The 19,894-nt window shown below is 71.1% G+C and carries 21 protein-coding genes and 3 tRNA genes; 9 read left to right on the forward strand and 15 right to left on the reverse strand.

The features are described from left to right. Positions 1-772 precede the first annotated feature (772 nt). Positions 773-2,074 (forward strand): Fic family protein, encoded by a 1,302-nt coding sequence (locus B2363_RS13835; protein WP_286930883.1) that lies wholly within the window; start codon positions 773-775, stop codon positions 2,072-2,074. A 442-nt stretch (positions 2,075-2,516) separates the two neighbouring features. On the opposite strand, the gene B2363_RS13840 is transcribed toward B2363_RS13835, so the two are convergent. Next, positions 2,517-2,589 (reverse strand) — tRNA-Arg (locus B2363_RS13840). A gap of 98 nt (positions 2,590-2,687) precedes the next feature. Here B2363_RS13840 and B2363_RS13845 point away from each other — a divergent pair. Together B2363_RS13845 and B2363_RS13850 are read left to right on the forward strand one after the other, a co-directional pair. Continuing rightward, positions 2,688-3,335, forward strand: a complete 648-nt coding sequence (locus B2363_RS13845) for a TetR/AcrR family transcriptional regulator (protein WP_286930884.1) — start codon at positions 2,688-2,690, stop codon at positions 3,333-3,335. Between the two features lie 44 nt (positions 3,336-3,379). Further along, a tRNA-Ser gene (locus B2363_RS13850) sits at positions 3,380-3,469 on the forward strand. Between the two features lie 137 nt (positions 3,470-3,606). Here B2363_RS13850 and B2363_RS13855 read toward each other — a convergent pair. The 4 genes from B2363_RS13855 to B2363_RS13870 all read right to left on the reverse strand — a co-directional run bounded on the left by B2363_RS13855 (position 3,607) and on the right by B2363_RS13870 (position 6,132). Next, positions 3,607-4,047, reverse strand: a complete 441-nt coding sequence (locus B2363_RS13855) for a hypothetical protein (RefSeq protein ID WP_286930886.1) — start codon at positions 4,045-4,047, stop codon at positions 3,607-3,609. A gap of 1 nt (position 4,048) precedes the next feature. Beyond that, a tRNA-Ser gene (locus B2363_RS13860) sits at positions 4,049-4,137 on the reverse strand. Between the two features lie 172 nt (positions 4,138-4,309). Further along, the gene (locus B2363_RS13865; protein WP_286930888.1) at positions 4,310-5,362 is read right to left on the reverse strand and encodes a hypothetical protein; all 1,053 of its coding nucleotides are present in this window, start codon (positions 5,360-5,362) and stop codon (positions 4,310-4,312) included. Further along, complete coding sequence (locus B2363_RS13870; RefSeq protein WP_286930889.1) at positions 5,359-6,132, reverse strand: carbon-nitrogen hydrolase family protein; 774 nt, start codon at positions 6,130-6,132, stop codon at positions 5,359-5,361. The genes B2363_RS13865 and B2363_RS13870 overlap by 4 nt, the downstream gene beginning before the upstream one ends. Before the next feature lie 34 nt (positions 6,133-6,166). Between B2363_RS13870 and B2363_RS13875 the strand changes: the two genes are divergently transcribed. The 3 genes from B2363_RS13875 to B2363_RS13885 are packed head-to-tail and all read left to right on the forward strand — an operon-like array spanning position 6,167 to position 8,250. Continuing rightward, entirely contained in the window at positions 6,167-7,141 is a 975-nt protein-coding gene (locus tag B2363_RS13875) for an NAD(P)H-quinone oxidoreductase (protein WP_286930890.1), read from the forward strand. A gap of 43 nt (positions 7,142-7,184) precedes the next feature. Beyond that, a complete protein-coding gene (locus tag B2363_RS13880; RefSeq protein WP_181753293.1) occupies positions 7,185-7,685 on the forward strand; it encodes a bacterial proteasome activator family protein in 501 nt (166 codons plus the stop codon). A 58-nt stretch (positions 7,686-7,743) separates the two neighbouring features. Next, a complete protein-coding gene (locus B2363_RS13885; RefSeq protein ID WP_286930891.1) occupies positions 7,744-8,250 on the forward strand; it encodes a WhiB family transcriptional regulator in 507 nt (168 codons plus the stop codon). 1 nt (position 8,251) lies between these two features. On the opposite strand, the gene B2363_RS13890 is transcribed toward B2363_RS13885, so the two are convergent. The 6 genes from B2363_RS13890 to B2363_RS13915 all read right to left on the reverse strand — a co-directional run bounded on the left by B2363_RS13890 (position 8,252) and on the right by B2363_RS13915 (position 12,801). Continuing rightward, complete coding sequence (locus B2363_RS13890; RefSeq protein ID WP_181753289.1) at positions 8,252-9,757, reverse strand: cation acetate symporter; 1,506 nt, start codon at positions 9,755-9,757, stop codon at positions 8,252-8,254. After that, positions 9,754-10,146 carry a hypothetical protein gene (locus B2363_RS13895; RefSeq protein WP_181753287.1) on the reverse strand — a complete coding sequence of 131 codons (393 nt, stop codon included), beginning with the start codon at positions 10,144-10,146 and terminating at the stop codon, positions 9,754-9,756. The genes B2363_RS13890 and B2363_RS13895 overlap by 4 nt, the downstream gene beginning before the upstream one ends. Then, a complete protein-coding gene (locus tag B2363_RS13900) occupies positions 10,143-10,880 on the reverse strand; it encodes a LytR/AlgR family response regulator transcription factor (protein ID WP_286930893.1) in 738 nt (245 codons plus the stop codon). The genes B2363_RS13895 and B2363_RS13900 overlap by 4 nt, the downstream gene beginning before the upstream one ends. 66 nt (positions 10,881-10,946) lie before the next feature. Next, positions 10,947-11,552: an energy-coupling factor transporter transmembrane component T family protein gene (locus tag B2363_RS13905; protein ID WP_286930895.1), complete on the reverse strand. Its 606-nt coding sequence runs from the start codon at positions 11,550-11,552 to the stop codon at positions 10,947-10,949. Continuing rightward, positions 11,549-12,211 (reverse strand): energy-coupling factor ABC transporter ATP-binding protein, encoded by a 663-nt coding sequence (locus B2363_RS13910; protein ID WP_286930896.1) that lies wholly within the window; start codon positions 12,209-12,211, stop codon positions 11,549-11,551. Before B2363_RS13910 ends, B2363_RS13905 begins: the two co-directional genes overlap by 4 nt. Then, on the reverse strand, positions 12,208-12,801 hold the full coding sequence (locus B2363_RS13915; RefSeq protein ID WP_286930897.1) for a biotin transporter BioY: 594 nt from the start codon (positions 12,799-12,801) through the stop codon (positions 12,208-12,210). Before B2363_RS13915 ends, B2363_RS13910 begins: the two co-directional genes overlap by 4 nt. Positions 12,802-12,860: 59 nt before the next feature. On the opposite strand from B2363_RS13915, the gene B2363_RS13920 reads away from it, so the two are divergent. Next, positions 12,861-13,343 carry a TetR/AcrR family transcriptional regulator gene (locus B2363_RS13920; RefSeq protein ID WP_181753280.1) on the forward strand — a complete coding sequence of 161 codons (483 nt, stop codon included), beginning with the start codon at positions 12,861-12,863 and terminating at the stop codon, positions 13,341-13,343. Between the two features lie 84 nt (positions 13,344-13,427). Next, positions 13,428-14,639, forward strand: coding sequence for a hypothetical protein (locus tag B2363_RS13925; RefSeq protein ID WP_286930898.1), 1,212 nt, complete (start codon positions 13,428-13,430; stop codon positions 14,637-14,639). A 22-nt stretch (positions 14,640-14,661) separates the two neighbouring features. On the opposite strand, the gene B2363_RS13930 is transcribed toward B2363_RS13925, so the two are convergent. The 3 genes from B2363_RS13930 to B2363_RS13940 are packed head-to-tail and all read right to left on the reverse strand — an operon-like array spanning position 14,662 to position 17,975. After that, entirely contained in the window at positions 14,662-16,134 is a 1,473-nt protein-coding gene (locus tag B2363_RS13930) for a GuaB1 family IMP dehydrogenase-related protein (protein ID WP_286930899.1), read from the reverse strand. Positions 16,135-16,153: 19 nt separating this feature from the next. Continuing rightward, positions 16,154-17,293 carry a sensor histidine kinase gene (locus B2363_RS13935; protein WP_313601263.1) on the reverse strand — a complete coding sequence of 380 codons (1,140 nt, stop codon included), beginning with the start codon at positions 17,291-17,293 and terminating at the stop codon, positions 16,154-16,156. 1 nt (position 17,294) lies between these two features. Then, a complete protein-coding gene (locus B2363_RS13940) occupies positions 17,295-17,975 on the reverse strand; it encodes a class I SAM-dependent methyltransferase (RefSeq protein WP_286930900.1) in 681 nt (226 codons plus the stop codon). A gap of 60 nt (positions 17,976-18,035) precedes the next feature. Here B2363_RS13940 and B2363_RS13945 point away from each other — a divergent pair, with 60 nt between their 5' ends. After that, the gene (locus B2363_RS13945; RefSeq protein ID WP_286930901.1) at positions 18,036-18,752 is read left to right on the forward strand and encodes an oxidoreductase; all 717 of its coding nucleotides are present in this window, start codon (positions 18,036-18,038) and stop codon (positions 18,750-18,752) included. 266 nt (positions 18,753-19,018) lie between these two features. On the opposite strand, the gene B2363_RS13950 is transcribed toward B2363_RS13945, so the two are convergent. Continuing rightward, positions 19,019-19,834, reverse strand: a complete 816-nt coding sequence (locus B2363_RS13950) for an HAD family hydrolase (protein WP_286930902.1) — start codon at positions 19,832-19,834, stop codon at positions 19,019-19,021. Positions 19,835-19,894: the final 60 nt, after the last annotated feature.

Here is a 19,894-nt window from a genome sequence, read left to right on the forward strand (position 1 = left end):
AGCTCTCCGTGGCGAGCGCCGGCACCTGGCAGGAGGCATCGGAGCGGAGCTGACAGGCTGATGCGGGGATGACGGAACGAGCATGACCAGCACCATCATCGACATCTGCATCAGCACCGTCACCGACGTCAGCACCGGGAGCACGGACCATCCCGACCATCCCAACCAGCTCGGAGCCCGAGTTGATGACCTCCGACAACCTAGCGGCCTAAGAGCGGACGACGATGGCCGCGAGCCACGGCCTGCGGCGCCACGGCGGGTTGTTGCGGACTTCGGAGGCGGGACGCAAGCTGCTTTGGTTGCGCAGCGAGATCAGCGCCTGGCTTGAACAAACTCCGAGGACCGATCCATCGTGAGATGGCCCGCCGTCGCTTGCCGCTCGATGGCACTCGAGGAGGTGACGATCGTCAAGGAGACGGCGGATCGCGTGCGCGTCCGAGTCCGCGACTCCGGGTGAGCAGCCGAATGGTTCAAGCCGTCGCCCCGTGTCCGGCTGGGCGTAAGCGGTAAACGACGTCGCCGTAAGTCGGAAAAGCAAGTCCAATATTCCGACTTGGGGCCGGTAAACCGGAATAGCGCACTTCCAATTCCGACTTACGGGACAAGACAACTAGTCAGGAGTGCTGGTTGCTGACCCTCTTGATCGCCGATGACCCTCGGCGCCGGACCGCTGAGGCGCCGGCCAACAGGAACGCGAACCGGGTTATTCCGACTTAGGTCCCCTAAGCCGGAATACTGGGTAGGCTATTCCGGGTTACGACAGGAGGGCGCAATGAAGCCACACGAGCGGAATGGGCATATGCCCGGCGGCGATGAAACTCTCGCCGCTGTGTCTCCCGATGTCGTCGGCGATCTAGTCGCCGTCGAGCGAGTCGACGTGGAGCCTTCAGGCTCTCAGATGGTTCCGTGGACTCCGTCGGGTCGCGGCGGTAGCTACGACGACCGGACGTTGCACGAGGTCGAGGTGTCCGTCGTGCCCGACATCGCAGACCTTGTGCCGTCGGTCGGCCCGGGACTGTCCCGCGGGCTCGATCAGGCGACCGAGGTCATCACCACTCTCGACCGATCCCACGCCGATGTGCTCACTCCGCTGGCCACCCTGCTGCTGCGCGCCGAGTCTGTTGCGTCGAGCAAGATCGAGAACATCAAGGCCGACGTCGACGAGTATGCCCGCGCCCTGCACGGGGTCAAGGAGAACTCAAGCGCAGTCGCGATGGTCGCCTCGACACGAGCCTTGCGCGACCTCATCGGGACGGTGGACGACGGCTCGGACATCGTTATGGACTCGATCTTGGCCGCCCACCGCACTCTCATGGCCGCCGACCCTAGCGAGCGCGACTACGCCGGCAAGGCGCGCGACATGCAGAACTGGATCGGCGGGTCTGACTACAGCCCGCTCGGTGCCATGTACGTGCCGCCGGCACCTACCGCCGTCGAGCATCACTTGGCCGACCTCATGTCATTCTGCAACCGCCGCAATGTCCACCCCATTGTCCAAGCGTCGATCGCGCACGCTCAGTTCGAGTCCATCCACCCGTTCACCGACGGCAATGGCCGTATCGGCCGAGCCTTGGTCAACACGATCCTGCGGCGGCGCCGCGTCACTACCGCAGTCGTCGTACCTATTGCTTCAGCGATCGTGGCCCGCCGGGACGACTACTTCGATGCCCTGGCCGCCCACCGTGCCGGAGATGCCGGCCCGTTGATCGCCGCCTTCACCGCGGGGTCGCTGATCGCCGCGTCGGAGTCCTCCGTCAGCGCCCATCGACTCGCTCAGATGCCTGAGCGTTGGATCGAGGACGCCGGTAGGCCCCGAGCCGGCTCGGCGGCTCGCAAGCTCATCTCCGGCTTCGCGACCAACCCCGTCTTCAGCGCAGACGACCTGGAGCAAAGGTTCGTGGGTGCCACGTCGAGCATGTACGTCGCCATCGAGAACCTCACTGACGCCGGGGTGATTCGACCGCTAACCAAGCGGACGCGAAACCAGGTGTGGGTCGTGTCCTCCATCGCCGATGAGTTAGATGCGCTCTCGGTAAGGATCGCCAGCCGGGCGCGCACCGAACTGCGCAGCTGACGTACTCCCGGTGGGGCCCGCGAATCGGCTCAATTCGGGGGCTGCTCTGGCCACCCAGGTCCGCCCAGGTCAGATAGATAGCTACTACTGGAAACGACCTTCGCGAGGCCGACTGGTACTTGAGCCGTTGCCACACGCCGGGCCTGCCCTTCGTCCAGCATGCTGGCGGAGAGAAAGGCGCCAGCAGTACGCACCGCGTGAACAAGGCCTTCTACTAGCCCTGCGCGGCCGGGCAGGCACGTGGGAGTCCATCGCGGCCGCCCAAAAGGCCCCGCGCCGGCACGGCCGCTCGAAGCGGGCGACAAACAAGGGGCGCCGGTTGCGCACAAGCAAGCATCGCGGCGCAGCGGGACTGCCAAGGGTGCCCCGCTGGCGCATAACTGTTTCGAAAGCAAAATGGCCCCTGGAACGTGTCGGTTGACTGCTATTCCAGAGGCCTCTGCGCGCCCGTAGGGATTCGAACCCCAAACCTTCTGATCCGTAGTCAGATGCTCTATCCGTTGAGCTACGGGCGCACGCCCTTGCGGGCCTCGACGAGTCTAACGTGTGACCCCGCGAGGTGGGAAATTGGGTCTGCCGGACGTGCCGCCGCACTTCCCGTACGTTGGAGACGATGGACGATTCCCCCCGCGTTCCACAGCGCCGCGATGCCGTGGCGAACCGTGAGCGCATCATCGACACCGCCGAGGTCTACTTCGCCGAGAACGGCCTCGACGCGCCTCTGCACACCCTGGCCGCGGAGGCGAAGGTGGGCACGGGGACGCTCTACCGGAACTTCGCCTCGTTGGACGAGCTCGTGCGCGCGCTCTACGACCGGTACATCCGCTTCTTCGACGAGCTGGCGGAGCGTGCCGTGCAGATGGAGTCGGGCTGGGCGGGCATCGAGCTGGTCCTCGACGAGTGCATGAGGATGCTCCTCGAGAAGCGCATCGTGTCGGAGGTCATGCGTCGCCAGGCCATCAACGATCCCGACTACCGCCCGAGCCAGCGATGGATCGAGCCGCTGGGGAACCTCGTCAGTCGTGCGATCGACGAGGGTGCCGCACGCCCCGACCTGGCGGTCTCCGACCTCAGCGCCCTGGCGGTCATGCTGGGGGAGGTCCGGACCTTCGCGCCCGAGCACCACGAGTGGATCGCCGCGCGGATCCGAGGCCTCGTGCTCGACGGCATGCGAGCGCATCCGCACCCGGCCACGCCCCTGCCGGAGCTGCCCGAGCACTTCGACCAGATGAGCACCTCGATCATCAAGCGCTCGACCTGATTCGGTGACTGAGGGTCGGGGTGGGTATCCTGATGCGGTTGTCTGGAGATGTCGCATAGTGGCCTAGTGCGCCCGCCTGCTAAGCGGGTTGAGGTTCAAACCTCTCGAGGGTTCAAATCCCTCCATCTCCGCCAGCCAAGGTGGGAGCAGGTCAGCCTGCTCCCACCTTTCACGTTCGCTGGTGTCCTCGGGCCCAGCCAGGGCGGAGCTCGTTCCGCCAATCGAAGAGGGAGCAGGCTCGCCTGCTCCCTCTTCGCATGTCCTGCGAGCGTCAGCCCTCGGCCAGGTCGAAGCGCCGGTAGCCGTTGGCCTGGTTCAAGCGGTCGTAGACCTCGCGGATGAGCTCGGCGTGGCGGGTGCGGTCCACGAGCGACAGCGGGAACGCGGTGACGGCGCCCGTGCCGTCGGTGAACCGCAGCATGCCGTCGCTGACGCCGACCGACTCGACCTGCTTCCACGTCACGTCGCCGTGGCGCCCGCGGGCGACGAAGCCGGCGGGGTCCAGGGTCACCACGGTCGGGGGCCGCAGGTTCATGACGGCGGCCACGAGCAGCGCGACCACCGCGACGACCGCACCCAGGATCGTCACGGTGACGCGCAGGTCACTGCCCGTCCCGGTCAGGAACGCGACGAGCACGCCCACGGCAGCGACGATGAAGCACACGCCGGCGAGCACCATCAGGTGCGACCGGTCGAGTCGATAGCGAGTCACGCAGAGGGGGCGGGATTCGAACCCGCGGCTGACACTGCTGCCAGCGACCGCTTTCAAGGCGGTTCCGATCGGCCACTCCGGCACCCCTCCAGGCCCGCCACCGAGGCGACGGGACCTGGATCGATTCTCGCATTCCGCCGCGCGGGCCTCCCGACGTGGCACCCGAGCCCTCCACTTTTGGAGCGGGATCAACGTCCCGCGGGCGCAGGCACGTGCATCCCGCTCCACAAGTGAGCGGGCGGAAGAGTGGTCGCGGCCGAACTCAGCGCAGCGGTGAGAGGCGTCCCGGCTCGGTGCGCTGGGCCTGCTGGACGGCGCGCGCGGCGCGCCGCGACCGCGGCCGGAAGAAGACCGCGCGGATGACCAGGCCGATCACGAGGCCGATGATCGCGCTGTAGAGCGTCGAGAGCGCGAAGTACGACGGGTACGCGCGCGGATCGATCAGCGAGTTCGCGACGATCACGGTGCCGACGACGGCGAAGACGCAGACCCACCAGCCCTCGCGGTACCGCGAGCGCATCGAGACGCCCACCACGAGCGCCGGGAACCCGATGAGGAACTCGTACGGGCGCGGGACGCCGCCGATGTTCTGGCGCAGCCACACGATCGTGTCGTCGAGCAGGTTCGTCAGCGCGGGGGAGCCCGCCGTCCGCACGAAGCTGCCGTAATAGAACAGGCCCACGGCGACCACGGCCACCACGACGAGCAGCTTGAGGTGGCTGCGGCCGAAGCCGTGCAGGCCCGAGCCGAGGCGCCAGACGATCGAGATGGCGAGCGTGACCGAGACGGCCATGACCATGAGGCCGAAGGGGCGCACCTCGACCGGGGCGTTCCAGGCGGCGACCCCCACCGCGCCGCTGAGCGCGAGGACCAGCATTACGGCGTACTCGCGCAGGACCTGCACCACGGTGGCGGCCGGCCGCGTGAAGACGACGGCCGACACGGCGGACAGGACGGCCGTCGTGCCGGCGGCCGCGGCGAGCAGCGCGTTGACCCCGCTCAGCAGGGCGGCCGCGGACAGCAGGAGCGACAGGGACACCCAGATGCGCATGTACCCGCCGACGCGGTGCGTCAGCATCACGGCGAACGTCACGAGCAGCACGGCCGCCGACGGCCGCCACAGCCACGACGGGGCGCCGACGTCGGTGATCGCCGATGCGGCACCGGCGGTGCCGCACGCCCACGCGACGAACGTCGCGATCATGAGCAGACGCGCCCAGCGCGGCGAGTCGACGCGCGGCTCACGGGTCGCGACCTCGTAGGGGGTCGGGACCGACGTGTCGAGGCGGCGTCGGCCCGGCGGGGCAGTCGTCACGGTGTGGAAATCCTCCGGTTGGCGAGCGACGGGTTCACGTCGCGGGAAGCGCGAACGGCGTCCACCGCGACCTGCGCAGTGACCAGCTCGTCCCCCCCGGCGGCTTCCTCCACGATAGTTCCCCACGGGTCGGCGACCAAGGAACGGCCGGTGTAGCGAGAGCCGCCCTGGGCCGCCGCGGCCACCCAGACGGTGTTCTCGATGGCCCGGGCGCGCAGCAGCGTGCGCCAGTGCTCGGCCTTGTGCTCGCCGGCGACCCACGCCGCCGGGACGACGAACGCGTCCGCCCCGCGGTCGACCAGCGCGCGCGCCAGCTCGGGGAACCGCAGGTCGTAGCAGGTCATCAGGCCGATCGTCAGGTCCTCCACGGGCACCACGACCGGCTCGATCTCGCCGGCGCGCAGCCGCTCGGACTCCCGGTAGCCGAACGAGTCGTAGAGGTGGATCTTGCGGTAGGTCGCGGCGAGGTCGCCGTCGGGAGCGACCACGACGAGCGTGTTGTACGGGAGATCGTCCGTGCGCTCGAACATCCCCGCCACGATCGTGGATCCGAGGCGCTTCGCCTCGCGTGCGATGAGGTCGACGAAGGGGCCGTCCAGGGACTCGGCGACGGCCGCGAGGTCGTGGTCGGCGGGGCCGAAGTCGTGCATCGTCGCCTCGGGCAGCACGACGAGCCCGGGGCCGTCGAGGTCGCTGAGTCGCGCCTCCACCTGGGCACGGTTGGCGGCCGAGTCGAGGGTGGCGGCCAGCTGGACGAGCGTCACCTGCATGAGGTCCAGTGTGCCGGTCACTACCGTGGAGCACATGCGAGCCGTCATCGTCGAAGAGCCCGGAGGCCCCGACAGCCTCGTCGTCGCCGACCTCCCCGATCCGGAGCCCGGCCCGGGCGAGGTCGCGGTGCGGGTCGCCGCTGCCGGCGTCAACCGCGCCGACCTGCTCCAGCGCCAGGGGCACTACCCGCCGCCTCCCGGCATCACCGACGTCCTCGGGCTCGAGTGCTCCGGCGTCGTCGAGGAGCTCGGTGAGGGCGTCACCGGCCTGGCCCCGGGTGACGAGGTCTGCGTCCTGCTGAGCGGGGGCGGCTACGCCGAGCGAGTCGTCGCACCGGCCGGACAGGTGGTGCCCGTGCCCGCCGGGACCTCCTTGATCGAGGCCGCGGCCCTCGCCGAGACCTACGCGACCGTCTGGTCCAACGTCTTCATGCTCGCCGGCCTGCGCGAGGGCGAGAAGCTGCTCGTCCACGGCGGGGCGAGCGGCATCGGCACCACGGCGATCCAGCTGGCCAAGGCCTTCGGGGCCACCGTGGTCACCACGGTCGGCAGCGAGGAGAAGGCGGAGGTCGTCCGTCGGCTCGGTGCCGACGCGGTCGTGAACTACCGCGAGGACGACTTCGTCGAGACGTGCCAGGACCTCGGTGGCGTCGACGTCGTGCTCGACATCATCGGCGGCAAGTACCTCGCGCAGAACGTGGCCTCGCTCGCTCGTGGCGGACGCATCGTCGTGATCGGGATGCAGGGCGGGCGCAAGGGCGAGCTGAACCTCGGAGCGCTGCTGGCGAAGCAGGGCAGCGTCGCGGCGACGTCGTTGCGATTCCGGCCCGTCGAGGAGAAGGCCGCCATCATGGCCGAGCTCGTGGAGAAGGTCTGGCCGCTCATCGAGGACGGCACCCTCGGGCCGGTGGTGCACGAGGCGGTGCCCCTCTCGCGCGTGGCCGACGCGCACCGCATCCTCGAGGAGTCCTCGCACGTGGGCAAGGTCGTCCTCGACGTCAGGGCCTGAGGCCGGGCCGCGCTGCGTGGCCTCCCGGCCTAGGCTGGGGCGCATGACCGACGACCGGATCATCGACCCCCAGGGCCAGCCCGTCCCCGCCTCTGCGGAGCCTGAGCGCACGCCGCTGACCGACCTCGTGGAGCAGCCGGCGAAGGTCATGCGCATCGGCGGCATGATCCGCCAGCTCCTCGAGGAGGTGAAGGTGGCGCCCCTCGACGAGGCCAGCCGCGCCCGCCTCCGCGAGATCCACCACCAGTCGATCGACGAGCTCAAGGACGGCCTCGCGCCCGAGCTGGTCGACGAGCTCGAGCGGCTCAGCCTGCCGTTCGACGCCGAGGCCCCCAGCGACGCCGAGCTGCGCGTCGCCCAGGCCCAGCTGGTGGGCTGGCTCGAGGGCCTCTTCCACGGCATCCAGGCGGCGCTGTATGCCCAGCAGGTGCAGGCCCAGAGCCAGCTGCAGAACATGCGCCTCGCCCTCCCCGGAGGCGCCGGCGAGGACGGTGCGACGCCCGAACGCGTCACACCTTCCGAAACGGGGGGAATGTACCTCTAGACTGGGGTCACCTGCAGGATCGGAGATGGCAATGAGGCCGACACTCCCACCGTGTGCCATGTCACCGGAGATGTACCAGGACGAGATCCTCTTGTCCCCGCCGGCTCGGCGCGACGTCACCGTCGAGCAATGGCGTGAGTACCTCTCGAAGCGAGCCGCGGCCCACCGCCGCTGTGCGGGGTGCGACGTCCTCGCCGACTGCCTCTACCGCTCGGTGGTCGACGTCGACGTCCTGGGCTTCGTCGCGTGCACCAGTGAGGCCGAGCGCCGCACGATGCGGCGCGAGCTCGGCATCGAGGTGCGGTTCGACTCCAGCCCCTACGGCACGGCACGTGTCGGAGGAGGCCCGGTCGACCACGCCGAGGTGATCGCCGCCCGCAAGGCCCATCCCGACGAGACCTGCCGCGAGCTGGCCCAGCGCCTGGGCTGCTCGACCTCCACCGTCAAGCGGCACCTGCGCCAGGAGCGCGAGGGTCGCGCCGCCGTGGTGACCACGATCGAGAAGCCCTCGGTCGGGGACGTGCTCGACGCGTTCGACCGGCTCGACACCTCGCGCAGCGTCTGACTCAGAACCGGCGGTCCACCTGCACCCGCTCCGGCGTGTGCAGGCGCACCATCGTGCGGCCGACGTTCGCCGGCACCCGCGCCCGGGTGGCCAGCGAGACGCCCACCATCAGCCCGAAGCCCACGGGCACCGACCAGACCGCCGGCTGGCTCATGAGCGTGCCCCACCAGCCCTCCACGTCGAGCGCGAGCGTGACGAACGGGGCCGCGCCGGCGCAGATCCCGCCGCCGATCAGGCCCGCGATGGCGCCGGCGGACGTGAGGCCGCGCCACCAGATCCCCAGCACGAGCAGGGGGCAGAAGGTCGAGGCCGCCAGCGCGAACGCGAACACCACCGAGCTGGCCACCGGGATCGGCTCGGCGACGAACGCCAGCAGCAGGGGCACCGCCACGCAGGCCGCCGCCGCGATCCGCAGCGCGGCGATCGAGGAGAGCCGCCCCCGCCACGGCGCGTGGTTGCTCAGGCCCTGCCCGACCACGCCGGCCATGGCCATCGTCACGCCCGACGAGGTGGAGAGGAAGGCTGCGAAGGCCCCGGCCGTCACCAGGGCCGTCAGCGCCTCGCCGGCCGTGCCCTCGATGAGGCGGCTCGGCAGCTCGAGCGCCACCGTGTCGGCGCGACCGGAGTCGATCAGGTCGGTCGCGTAGACGCGTCCGAGGACGCCGTAGAACGTTGGCAACAGGTAGAAGACCGAGACCAGGCCCAGCACGATGAGGGTCGTCCGGCGCGCCGCGTGCCCGTCGGGGTTGGTGTAGTAGCGCACCACCACGTGGGGCAGACCCATCGTGCCGAGGAAGGTCGCCACGATCACGGCGTACGTCGAGTACATCGTCTGGGGGTTCGCGTCGCCGAGCGGGATCCACCAGTCGCTGGACGCCTGCGCCGCGGGTCGCCCGTCGCGCGACCAGGCCAGCAGCAGGAACATCAGCGGGATCAGGAGGGCGGTGAGCTTCAGCCAGTACTGGAACGCCTGGACGAAGGTGATCGAGCGCATGCCGCCCAGCACGACGTTGAGCGTCACGATCACGGCCACCAGCACGGTGCCGACCCAGCGCGGGGCGTCCAGGACGGCCTCCAGGGTCAGGCCGGCGCCCTGGAACTGCGGCAGCAGGTAGAGCCAGCCGACCGCCACGACGAGGGCGGTCGAGACCCGCCGCACCGCCACCGACTGCAGGCGCACCTGGGCGAAGTCGGGGATCGTGTACGCGCCCGAGCGGCGCAGCGGGGCCGCCACGAACACCAGCAGCAGCAGGTAGCCCGAGGTCCAGCCGATGGAGTACCAGAGCATGTCCGCACCGTTGACCAGCACGAGTCCGGCGATCCCCAGGTACGACGCCGCCGAAAGGTACTCGCCGCTGATCGCCGAGCCGTTCAGCGCGGGGGAGACCGAGCGTGACGCGACGTAGAAGTCGCTCGTGGTGCGGCTGATCCGCAGGCCGAACGCGCCGATCGCGAGGGTGGCGATCGAGACGAGCGTGACCGCGACGATTCCCCAGGTGGGGCTCATGGCAGGGTGTCGCCCGGTTCGACCAGCAGGGCGAAGAGCCGCTCGACGCGCTCGACGTGACGCACGTAGAGCCAGCCGAGCAGGATCAGCCCCGCGTGGACGCCGCCGCCGAGCACGAGCCACGGCACCGGGATGCCCAGGACACGGCTGTCGTTGAGACCCGGGACCCAGGAGAAGACCAGCGGCAGGCTCACGACGGTGAGCAGCAGCGTGATGGTCACCGTCGCGGCCGCGCGCAGCTGCGAGCGGATGAGCGACTGCATGTAGACCTCGCCGACGCCGGTGGCCTCGTCGATCTCCTGGCCCACCGTGCTGCGCACATGGGCGGGTGCGCTCGAGAGGGGGCTGGTGATCCGGACCCGGCCGGACTCCCGTGGCTCCTCGGTCACGGCGTGTGCTCGCCGATCAGCTCGCGCAGGGCGCGGGTGTGGCGCCGAGCGACCTGCAGCTCGGTGGTGGTGCCGCCGGCCGCCGGGACCACGACGCTGGCGCGGCCCGAGGACATCCGGACCTCGAGGATGTGGGCGCGGTTCACCGCGATGCTGCGGTGGATGCGCAGGAAGCCGGCGTCGGCCCAGTCCTCGGCGAGCGAGGTCAGCGGCGTCCGGATGAGGTGGCTCGCGCCGTCCAGCGTGTGCAGCCGGACGTAGTCGCCCTGGGCCTCGGCATGGGTCACCTTGGAGCGCGAGACGAAGCGGGTGACGCCGGCCAGCTCGACCGCGATCGTGTCGTCGGAGTCGGTGCCCGCGGAGTCCGAGTCGGACACGGCGCGACGCACGCTCTCGCGCAGGCGCTCCTCGCGGATCGGCTTGAGCAGGTAGTCGACGGCGTTGAGGTCGAACGCCTCCACGGCGTGGGCGTCGTGCGCCGTGACGAAGATGATCTGCGGCGGCGACTTGAACCGGCCGAGCAGCCGAGCGATGTCGATCCCGGTGAGACCGGGCATCGCGATGTCGAGGAACAGCAGGTCGATGTCGCCGGCGTCGAGTCGGCGCAGGGCCTCGGTCCCGGACCGGGCCGTGTCGATCGTGCCGATCCGGTCGTCGCGGCCGAGCAGCCAGACCAACTCGTCCAGGACCGGTTGCTCGTCGTCGACCACCAGCGTCCGCAGTGCGCGCGCCATGGGAGTGAGCCTAGTCACTCTGCGCCTCGTCGGTCTGCTCGGAGCCGCGCAGGGGAGACCGGAGGGTCAGTCGAGCACACCGCGGGCGTGCAGGGCGTCCCCGGTGTCGCGGGCACGGGCGACCACGCGCAGGACGAGCGGGATCGTGCGGGCCCGGATGCTGCGTTCGAGGCCGCGGGCCCGGGCCGCGTCGCGGGTCTCGGCCGCCAGCTCGATCGTGCCGGGGAGCGCGCGCAGCATGAGGGAGAACGTGAGGCCCACGCGGTCGGGGTCGACGCCGAAGCGCCGGAAGGGCCCCAGCGAGCGCACGATGGTGTCCAGCAGGTCGTTCACGGCCGTGGTGGCGGTCAGCACCGTGGCGGCCAGGATCAGCGCCGTCAGGTCGGCGACGACCTCGACGGCGCGCGGCCACCCGTTCTGCCAGGCGTTGAAGGTCAGCAGCAGGATCGCCACGATGACGAAGGGGCGCAGCGCCCGCAGGACGGAGCTCGGCGAGAGGCTCCCGAGGGCCGCCAGCGCGATCGCCAGCACGACGAACCCCACGCCCGTCCACGGTCCCTTGGCGACCAGCACGGCGATCGCGAGCAGGAACAGCCCGACCAGCTTGGGCCCGGGGGACAGGCGGTGCAGGGGAGAGGTCCCCGGCTGGTACATCCCCAGTGGCGTGCTCACGACACGAGCGCCCGGTAGTGGTCGACCGCCGTCGGGGCCGGGCCGTCGAACGCCACCCGACTCTCGTGCACGACGAGGGCCCGATCGCACTGCGCGGCGAGGTCGAGGTCGTGGGTCACCAGCACGAGCTGCTGCGGCAGGCCCAGCAGCACCTCGCCGACGCGGCGGGTGTTCGCCAGGTCCAGGAGGGTGGTCGGCTCGTCCGCCACCAGGACGTCGGGGTCGGTCGCCAGGACGGTGGCGATCGCGAGCAGCTGGCGCTGGCCGCCCGAGAGCGCGTGCACGCTGCGCAGCGCGAGGTCGCCCAGTCCGAAGCGCTCGAGCACCGCCGTGACTGCCCGCTCGCGCTCGGCCTTGTCGCGGTGCTGCTTGCGCAGGGAGAGCGCCACGTCCTCGGCCACGGTGGGCATGACCAGCTGGGCGGCCGGGTCGGTGAAGACGAAGCCGACGCGGCGGCGGACCTCGCGCCCGTCGCGTCGGGTGTCGAGGCCGTCGAGCGCCACGCGCCCGCTCGTCGGCTCGACGAGCCCGTTGACGAGCCGGGCGAGGGTGGACTTGCCGGAGCCGTTCGAGCCGATGATCGCGACCCGTCGCTCCGTCAGCCGGACCGAGGTCGGCTCCAGCCGCCCCTCGACGGCTGCCTCGACGAGCTCGATCACTTACGGCGTGCGGGGAGCAGGTCGGGGAACGCGCGGTGCACGGCGGTCGCGACCGTGGCCATGGCGAGGTTCTTGATGACGTCGCCGGGCCAGAACACGATGTCGACCTTGATCGCGGCGGCCAGGCTCATGTCGGCGCGCCAGACCAGGCCCAGGATGCCCAGGGTGTGGATCAGGACGGCGCTGGAGAAGAGGCCCGCGAGGAAGATCAGCGGGATGCTCGTCGCGACCTTGTCGCGGGGCAGCCGCTCGACGATGAAGCCGCACAGCGCGGCGGCGAAGGGGAAGCCGATCAGGTAGCCCATCGTGGGGCCGGCGAACACGGCCAGGCCCGCGGCGCCGCCCGAGAAGACCGGGAGGCCGGCCGCACCCATGGCCAGGTAGAGCAGCACCGCGAGGAAGCCGCGCTTGGCGCCCAGCACGGCGCCGGAGAGCAGGACGGCGAACGTCTGCAGGGTGATCGGCACGATGCCGGCGCCCACGTTGATCGCCGGGAGCAGCGCGCACGCGGCGATGAGTGCCGCGAAGGCCGCGATGAGCGCGAGGTCGGTGCCGGTGAGGCGGCGGCGGGTGCTGGTGGTCGTGGTCATGTCGTCTCCTGAACGGTGTTCACCTGAACGGTGTTCAGGCTAGCCGATAGAGTGGCGTCATGGCCAACACCCGTGACGACGTGGTCTCCGGCGCCCTGCGCGTGCTCGACGCCTACGGCCTCGAGTTCTGCTCGATGCGACGCGTCGCGAGCGAGCTCGGGGTGCAGCCCAGCGCGCTCTACCACCACGTCCCGGACAAGCAGACGCTGCTGGCCCTGATGGCCGACCGGATCGTCGCCGGGGTCGAGGTCGGCGACGATGCCGCGAAGGCGGCCCACGCCCTCCGCGAGGCGATGCTGGCCGTGCGTGACGGGGCCGATGTGGTGGCCACCGCCTCGGCCTTCCGGCTCGGCGACTCGCGCATCGAGAACGAGCTGGCGGAGCTCACGACACCGGACCTCGCGCGCACCCTGCTGCTCTACGTGTTCGGGCACACCCAGGCCACCCAGATGCACCGCCAGGCCGCGCAGATCGGCATCCTCGCCGAGGATCCCGACCTCGACGCCTCCTTCGCCCGCGGGCTCGACCTCATCCTGCGCTGACCTCTCGTCCCGTTGCCCTGTCGGGGGCGGGCCGCACTGTCGTGTTCTAATGGGAATGACATTCATTCTCAATAAGGAGCGACGATGACGATATGGCGACAGGGGCGCCTCGCCCTGGCGGTGCTGGTGGCGGGCTCGGTGCTGGCCGCGTGCGGTGAGTCCGGATCCGGCAGCCCGGAGGAGGCGGACGAGCACGAGGGCCGTGAGGTCTCCGGACCGCGGCTCGTGGTGACGACGCAGGACGAGGTGCTCGTGCTCGAGCGCGACAGCCTCGAGTCCGTGGCCGCCCTGCCGGCCGAGGGGTTCACCCGCGTGAACGCCGCCGGTGACGGGCAGCACGTGTTCGTCTCGACCGAGGACGGGTTCCGCCTGCTCGACACGGGGGTCGAGGCCGAGGCGCACGGCGGCCACGCGCACCACCGCGTCACGGGGGATCCCGGCTACGGCGAGACCTACGACGCCGCCGAGCCCGGCCACGTCACGGTCAGCGACGGCCGGACGGTGCTCTTCGGGGACGGCGACGGCTCGATCCGGGTGCTCGACTCCGAGGATCCGACCAAGGTCCTCGAGACCAGCGAGACGCCCGACCCCCACCACGGCGTCGCCGTGAATTTGGGCGGCGACCTCATGCACACCGAGGGCACGGCGGACAGCCGCTCGACGGTCGTCCTGCGCGAGGGAATCGACGGCAGTGAGCTGGCGCGCACCGACGACTGCCCGGGCGTCCACGGCGAGGCGACCGCCGCGGACGGCCGCGCCGTGGTCGGCTGCGAGGACGGCGTGGTCGTGGTCGACCACGGGACGATCACCAAGATCTCCAGCCCCGACGCGTACGGCCGGATCGGCAACCAGGCCGGCAGCCCCGCCTCGCCCGTGGTTCTCGGTGACTACAAGGTGGACGCGGACGCCGAGCTCGAGCGTCCCGAGCGGATCAGCCTGATCAACACGGAGAGCCGCAAGCTGCGCCTGGTCGACCTGGGCACGAGCTACACCTTCCGGTCGCTCGGCCGTGGCCCGGCGGGGGAGGCGCTCGTGCTCGGCACGGACGGCGCCCTGCACGTGATCGATCCCGAGACGGGGAAGGTCACCGACCGGATCGTGGTGATCGACCCGTGGAAGGAACCGCTCGACTGGCAGCGTCCCCGCCCGACGCTCGCCGTCGACGGGGACACCGCGTGGGTGACCGAGCCGGGCGCCTCGACGGTGCACGAGATCGACCTCGCCGCGGGCCGGGTCGCACGGAGCGTCGAGCTGCCGGGCATGCCGAACGAGATCGTCTCGGCCGGCGCGCACTGACCGGGGCCGCGCCCCTGCATCCTCACCAGGAGGCGTGCAGGGGGCGGCCCTCGTCGTAGCCGGCGCTGGACTGCAGGCCGACGATGGCGCGGTCGGCGAACTCGGGCAGGGTCCGGGCACCGGCGTAGGTGAACGACGAGCGCACGCCCGCGGTGATCTGGTCGATCAGGTCCTCGACGCCGGGGGCCTCGGGATCGAGGAACATCCGTGAGGTCGAGATGCCCTCCTCGAACAGCGCCATCCGGGCGCGCTCGAAGCCGGCGGCGTCGCGCGTGCGATTCGCCACCGCGCGCGACGAGGCCATGCCGAAGGACTCCTTGTACTCGCGGCCGTCGGCCCCGAACTTCAGGTCGCCGGGGCTCTCGTGCGTGCCGGCGAACCACGAGCCGATCATGACGCTGCCCGCGCCGGCTGCGAGCGCCAGCGCGACGTCGCGCGGCCAGCGGACGCCGCCGTCGGCCCACACGTGCGCGCCGAGCTCGGTGGCCGCTGCGGCGCACTCGAGCACGGCCGAGAACTGGGGCCGGCCGACGCCGGTGGCCATCCTCGTCGTGCACATCGCGCCGGGACCCACGCCGACCTTGACGATGTCGGCGCCGGCGGCGACGAGGTCGCGTGCGCCCTCGGCCGAGACCACGTTGCCCGCCGCGATCGGCAGGCGGCGGCCCGTGGCGGCCTCGTGGGCGTCGCGGACCTCGCGCACGAGCGGCAGCGCGTCGAACATCTTCGCCTGGTGGCCGTGGGCGGTGTCGACGACGAGCACGTCGACGCCGACCTCGACGAGCGCCTGCGCCTTGCCGCGCACGTCGCCGTTGATCCCGATCGCCCCGCCGACGACCAGGCGGCCGTCGGGGTCGGTGGCCGGGGTGTAGATCGTCGAGCGCAGTGCGCCCTTGCGCGTGAGCACGCCCACGAGCGCGCCACCATCGACCACGGGGGCGAACGGGACGTGCTGCTCGGACAGCAGGTTGAACATCTCGCGCACGTCGCCGTCGGCCTGGAGCACGAACGGGTCGGTCAGCATGACCTCGCGCACCTGCGCGAAGCGGTCGATCTCGTGGGCCTGGTGCGGGGTGAAGACGCCGACGACCTTCAGCTCGGGGCCGCTCAGCGACTCGACCACGACGGCGCCCCCGTGGGCGCGCTTCGGCACGAGGCTCAGCGCCTCGCCGACGGTCATGTTCGGGGTCAGCACGACGGGGGTGTCGAAGACGGTGTGGGCCGCCTTCACGCGGGCGACCGTGTCGGCCACGATGTCGAGCGGGATGTCCTGCGGCAGGATCGCGATGCCGCCGCGGCGGGCGACGGTCTCGGCCATGCGGCGGCCGGAGACGGCGGTCATGTTCGACACCACGAGCGGCAGGGTGGCGCCGGTGCCGTCGGCGGTGGACAGGTCGACGTCGAAGCGCGATGCCACGTCGGATCGACCGGGGACCATGAAGACGTCGTTGTACGTCAGGTCGTGGCTGGGCTGCAGATCGTTGAGAAACCTCACCGGTCAAGTCTACGGACCGTCAGTCCACCGTGGTCGGGGTGAACTTCGGTATGCGCAGCGTGACCTTCGTGCCCATCCCGGGCGCCGTCTCCACCACGAGCCCGTGGTCGTTCCCGTAGACCGTGCGCAGCCGCTCGTCCACGTTCGCCAGTCCCACCGACGGCGAGCTCGTGCGTCCCGCCAGGGCGGCACGCACCGTCTCGGGGTCCGAGCCCACGCCGTCGTCCTCGATCGAGATGAGGCACTCCGTGCCGGCGTCCTCGGCGATCACCGTCAGCGTCCCGGGGCCCGGCTTGCGCTCGAGCCCGTGACGCACCGCGTTCTCAACCAGCGGCTGCACCGTGAGGAAGGGGACGGTGAGGCTGAGCACCTCCGGGGCCACGCGGGTGATCACGCGCAGGCGGTCGCCGAACCGCGCCTTCTCCAGCACGAGGTAGCGCTCGATCGACCGCAGCTCCTCGGCGAGGGTCGTGTAGTCGCCGTGCTGGCGGAACGAGTACCGGGTGAAGTCGGCGAACTCCAGCAGCAGCTCGCGGGCCCGCTCGGGATCCGTGCGCACGAACGAGGCGATCGCACCGAGCGAGTTGTAGATGAAGTGGGGCGAGATCTGCGCCCGCAGCGCCCGCAGCTCGGCCTCCATCAGCGCCGTGCGCGAGGCGGACAGCTCGGCCAGCTCCAGCTGGCTGGAGACCCAGCCGGCCACCTCGGTGGTGGTGCGTGCGAGGCCCGCCGAGGCGCTGTCGTCGACCACCACGATGCTGCCGACGACCCTGCCCTCCACCGACAGCGGAGCGACGATGACGCGGTTCGACGCCTGAGTGCGCCCGTGCTCCAGCGCCACGGCGACGAGGTGGGCGGTGTGCTCGGTCTCGTCGCGACCGGCCCAGCCGAGCGGCCCGTGGGTGTCGGTGATGCCCACCGTCGGCGAGCCGATCAGCTGGCGCAGGTGCGGCAGGGCCCGGCCGACGCTCTCGGCGTCGAGCCCCGATCGCAGCGCAGGCGCGGCGAGGGCCGCCGTGTGGAGGGTCTCGTAGGTGGCTCGGTCCTCCGCCGACCCGAGGCTGCGGCGACGGCTCAGCAGCACCCACCGCGTGAGCAGGGCCAGACCGGCCAGCACGGCGACGACCGCCACCGCGATCGCGAGGTCGAGGGGGCTCACGTCAATCCAGGGAGAGCAGGATCGCGTCCGGCGGATCCGGCTCGCCGGCCAGCGCGGACTTGTCCACGACGGCGCGGACGCACCGGGTCTCGTGCCGCAGGCGCAGCTTGGCGGCGCCCGACGCGTACTCGCGCCACAGGTCGTGCACCGCGCCGAGGGCCGACTCGGGCACGGTCGCGCGGCGGGTCTGCTCGGCGAAGCGCAGCAGGTGGGCCAGGTCGAGCTCCTCCCAGGCGTTGAAGACCTCGACCTCGGGAGGACCGAACAGCCCCGACGCCGAGAACGTGTCGACGGCCGGCTCGGGGGCGTCGCGGTCGCCCGTGATCGCCCGCAGGCGGCGCATCCAGGGAATGGAGTCGTCGTAGCGCCGGCTCATGCTCGAGAGCAGCCCACCGGGGACCAGCACCCGCGCGTACTCGGCCAGCGCGGAGGGCGACTCCTCGAAGAACGGGGTGATCACGACGTCGAAGGTGTTCGAGCGCAGGGGCAGCCGGTCGCCGCCGGAGCGGATGTACGACAGGTCGGGGTTGCGGACCTGCTCGACGTCGTCGCCCAGGATGGTGACGTCGTGGCCCTGCTCGGCGAGCTCGTAGGCCAGGCCGCCGTCGCCGAGGTGCAGCACCGTGGAGAGGCGGTCGCCCACCATCCACTTGGCCGCGCGCGCTGCGGGGATGACGTCCACGTTCCGAGGCTACCGCCGGTCACGCCCGGCGCCCGGAGGCGTGCTGGGTACGCTGCCTGCGTGTCAGATCCGTTCATCGCAGCCGCGTCCCTCGAGGGCGTTCCGTCGGCGTTCCGCGCCGCCCGCGACGGGATGGACGCCGTCCTGCGCGACCGTGGCCTGCGCCGCAGCACGCCCGACGACACGGCGCGATCGCTGCTGATCGGCGCCTGGGCCACGGCCACGCTGGAGGGCAGCGAGTGCGAGCTCGACGAGCTCGCCTCCGGCGGGGGCGACGCCACGGCCCGAGCGGCGGTGCGGCTGTCCACCAAGCTGCTCGGCCTGCTGCCCACGTGGCAGCGCTCGCCGGTGCAGGCGATGGCCCGGATGCACGCCCTCGCGGCCGCCGGCTCGGTGCCCGACGACGACCTCGGCCGTCCGGTGAACCCGGCCGGGACGGCGCGGCTGACCCAGCTGGCCTCGTTGCTGGGCGCGAAGACCGAGGCGCCGGCCCTCGTGGTGGCCGCGCTCGTGCACGCCGAGATCGCCTCCGCGGGCGCGTTCGTTTCGCACAACGGCGTGGTGGCGCGTGCGGCAGAGCGGCTCGTGATGCTCGCGCGCGGGGTGGATCCCGCGTCGGTCACCGTGCCGGAGGCCGGTCACGTGGCTGCGGCCCCCGACTACTTCGCGGCGCTGGAGGCCTACGGGGCCGAGGAGGCGGGCGTCCACCGCTGGCTGCTCTACGCCGCGGAGGCGTTCACGCGCGGTGCCGAGGCCTCTCCGCTCGCCTCACGCTGAGGCTCTGGAGCCGGGCACAGGACGACGGCGTCGGGGCTGGCCCGACGCCGTCGTGAAAGTCCGCATCTCGGCTACCAAGCGTGCCTTCGTCAATCATCGCCTCGGGGCCGGCATCGCGAACGACGGCGGGTGTCCCGTCTGCGATTGCCCTGTGGAAGGGAGATCGCCGCGTGGGTACCTTGCTGCGGACTGCTCTGGAATTCTGTCTCCAGCGTGCCTCACTGTGACCCGAATCACAAGGGACTTCGGGGCACGGTGAGTGCGGATCACAGGGCTTCGCGCGGGCGGCGACGGATCGCCGCCGTGATCCCGAGGGCCAGCAGCGAGGCGGAGGCCGCGATCCCGCCGAGTGCCATCGCCTTGCCCGTGGTGGTCTCGGGGACGAGGCGCGAGCGCAGCGCCGTGGGCCGCTCGAAGGTCAGGATCGGCCAGCCCTCCTCGACGGCGCGGCGGCGCAGTCCCTTGTCCGGATTCACGGCGAAGGGGTGGCCGACCGCCTCCAGCATCGGGATGTCGGTCTCGGAATCGGAGTAGCCGAAGCTGTGGTCGAGGTCGTAGCCCTGGGAGGCGGCGAGCTCGCGCATCGCGGTGACCTTGTTGGGACCGTACGAGTAGTGCAGGACCTTCCCCGAGTAGCGGCCGTCGACCTCCTCGAGGCGGGTGGCGATCGCGTGCGTGGCGCCCAGCATCTCGGCGATCGGCTCGACCATCTCGGATCCTGACGCCGACACGATGATGACGTCGTGGCCCGCCTCGCGGTGCTCCTCGATGAGGTCGAGCGCCTCGGAGTAGACCAGCGGCTCGATCACGTCGTGCAGGGCCTCGCGGACGATCTGGCGCACCGTGACGGCGTCCCAGCCGGTGACCATCGCGCTGATCTCGTCGCGCATCCGCTCCAGCATGTCGTGGTCGGCTCCGCCGGTGCTGAACACGAGCTGGGCGTAGGCGCTGCGCAGGACGGCGCGCCGGCTGAGCAGCCCCTCGGCGAAGAGGGACTTGCTGAAGGCAAGCGTGCTGGACCTCGCGATGATGGTCTTGTCGAGGTCGAAGAACGCGGCGGGACGTCCCGCGGGAGTCGCCATGTGCCCCAGCGTAGGCGGTCGCACCCGCAGGATGCGGACATTCCTCCACAGGCTGCGTCA

It is taken from the genome of Aeromicrobium sp. UBA7512 (genome assembly GCF_002476985.1).
GTDB classification, from domain to species: Bacteria; Actinomycetota; Actinomycetes; order Propionibacteriales; family Nocardioidaceae; genus Aeromicrobium; species Aeromicrobium phoceense.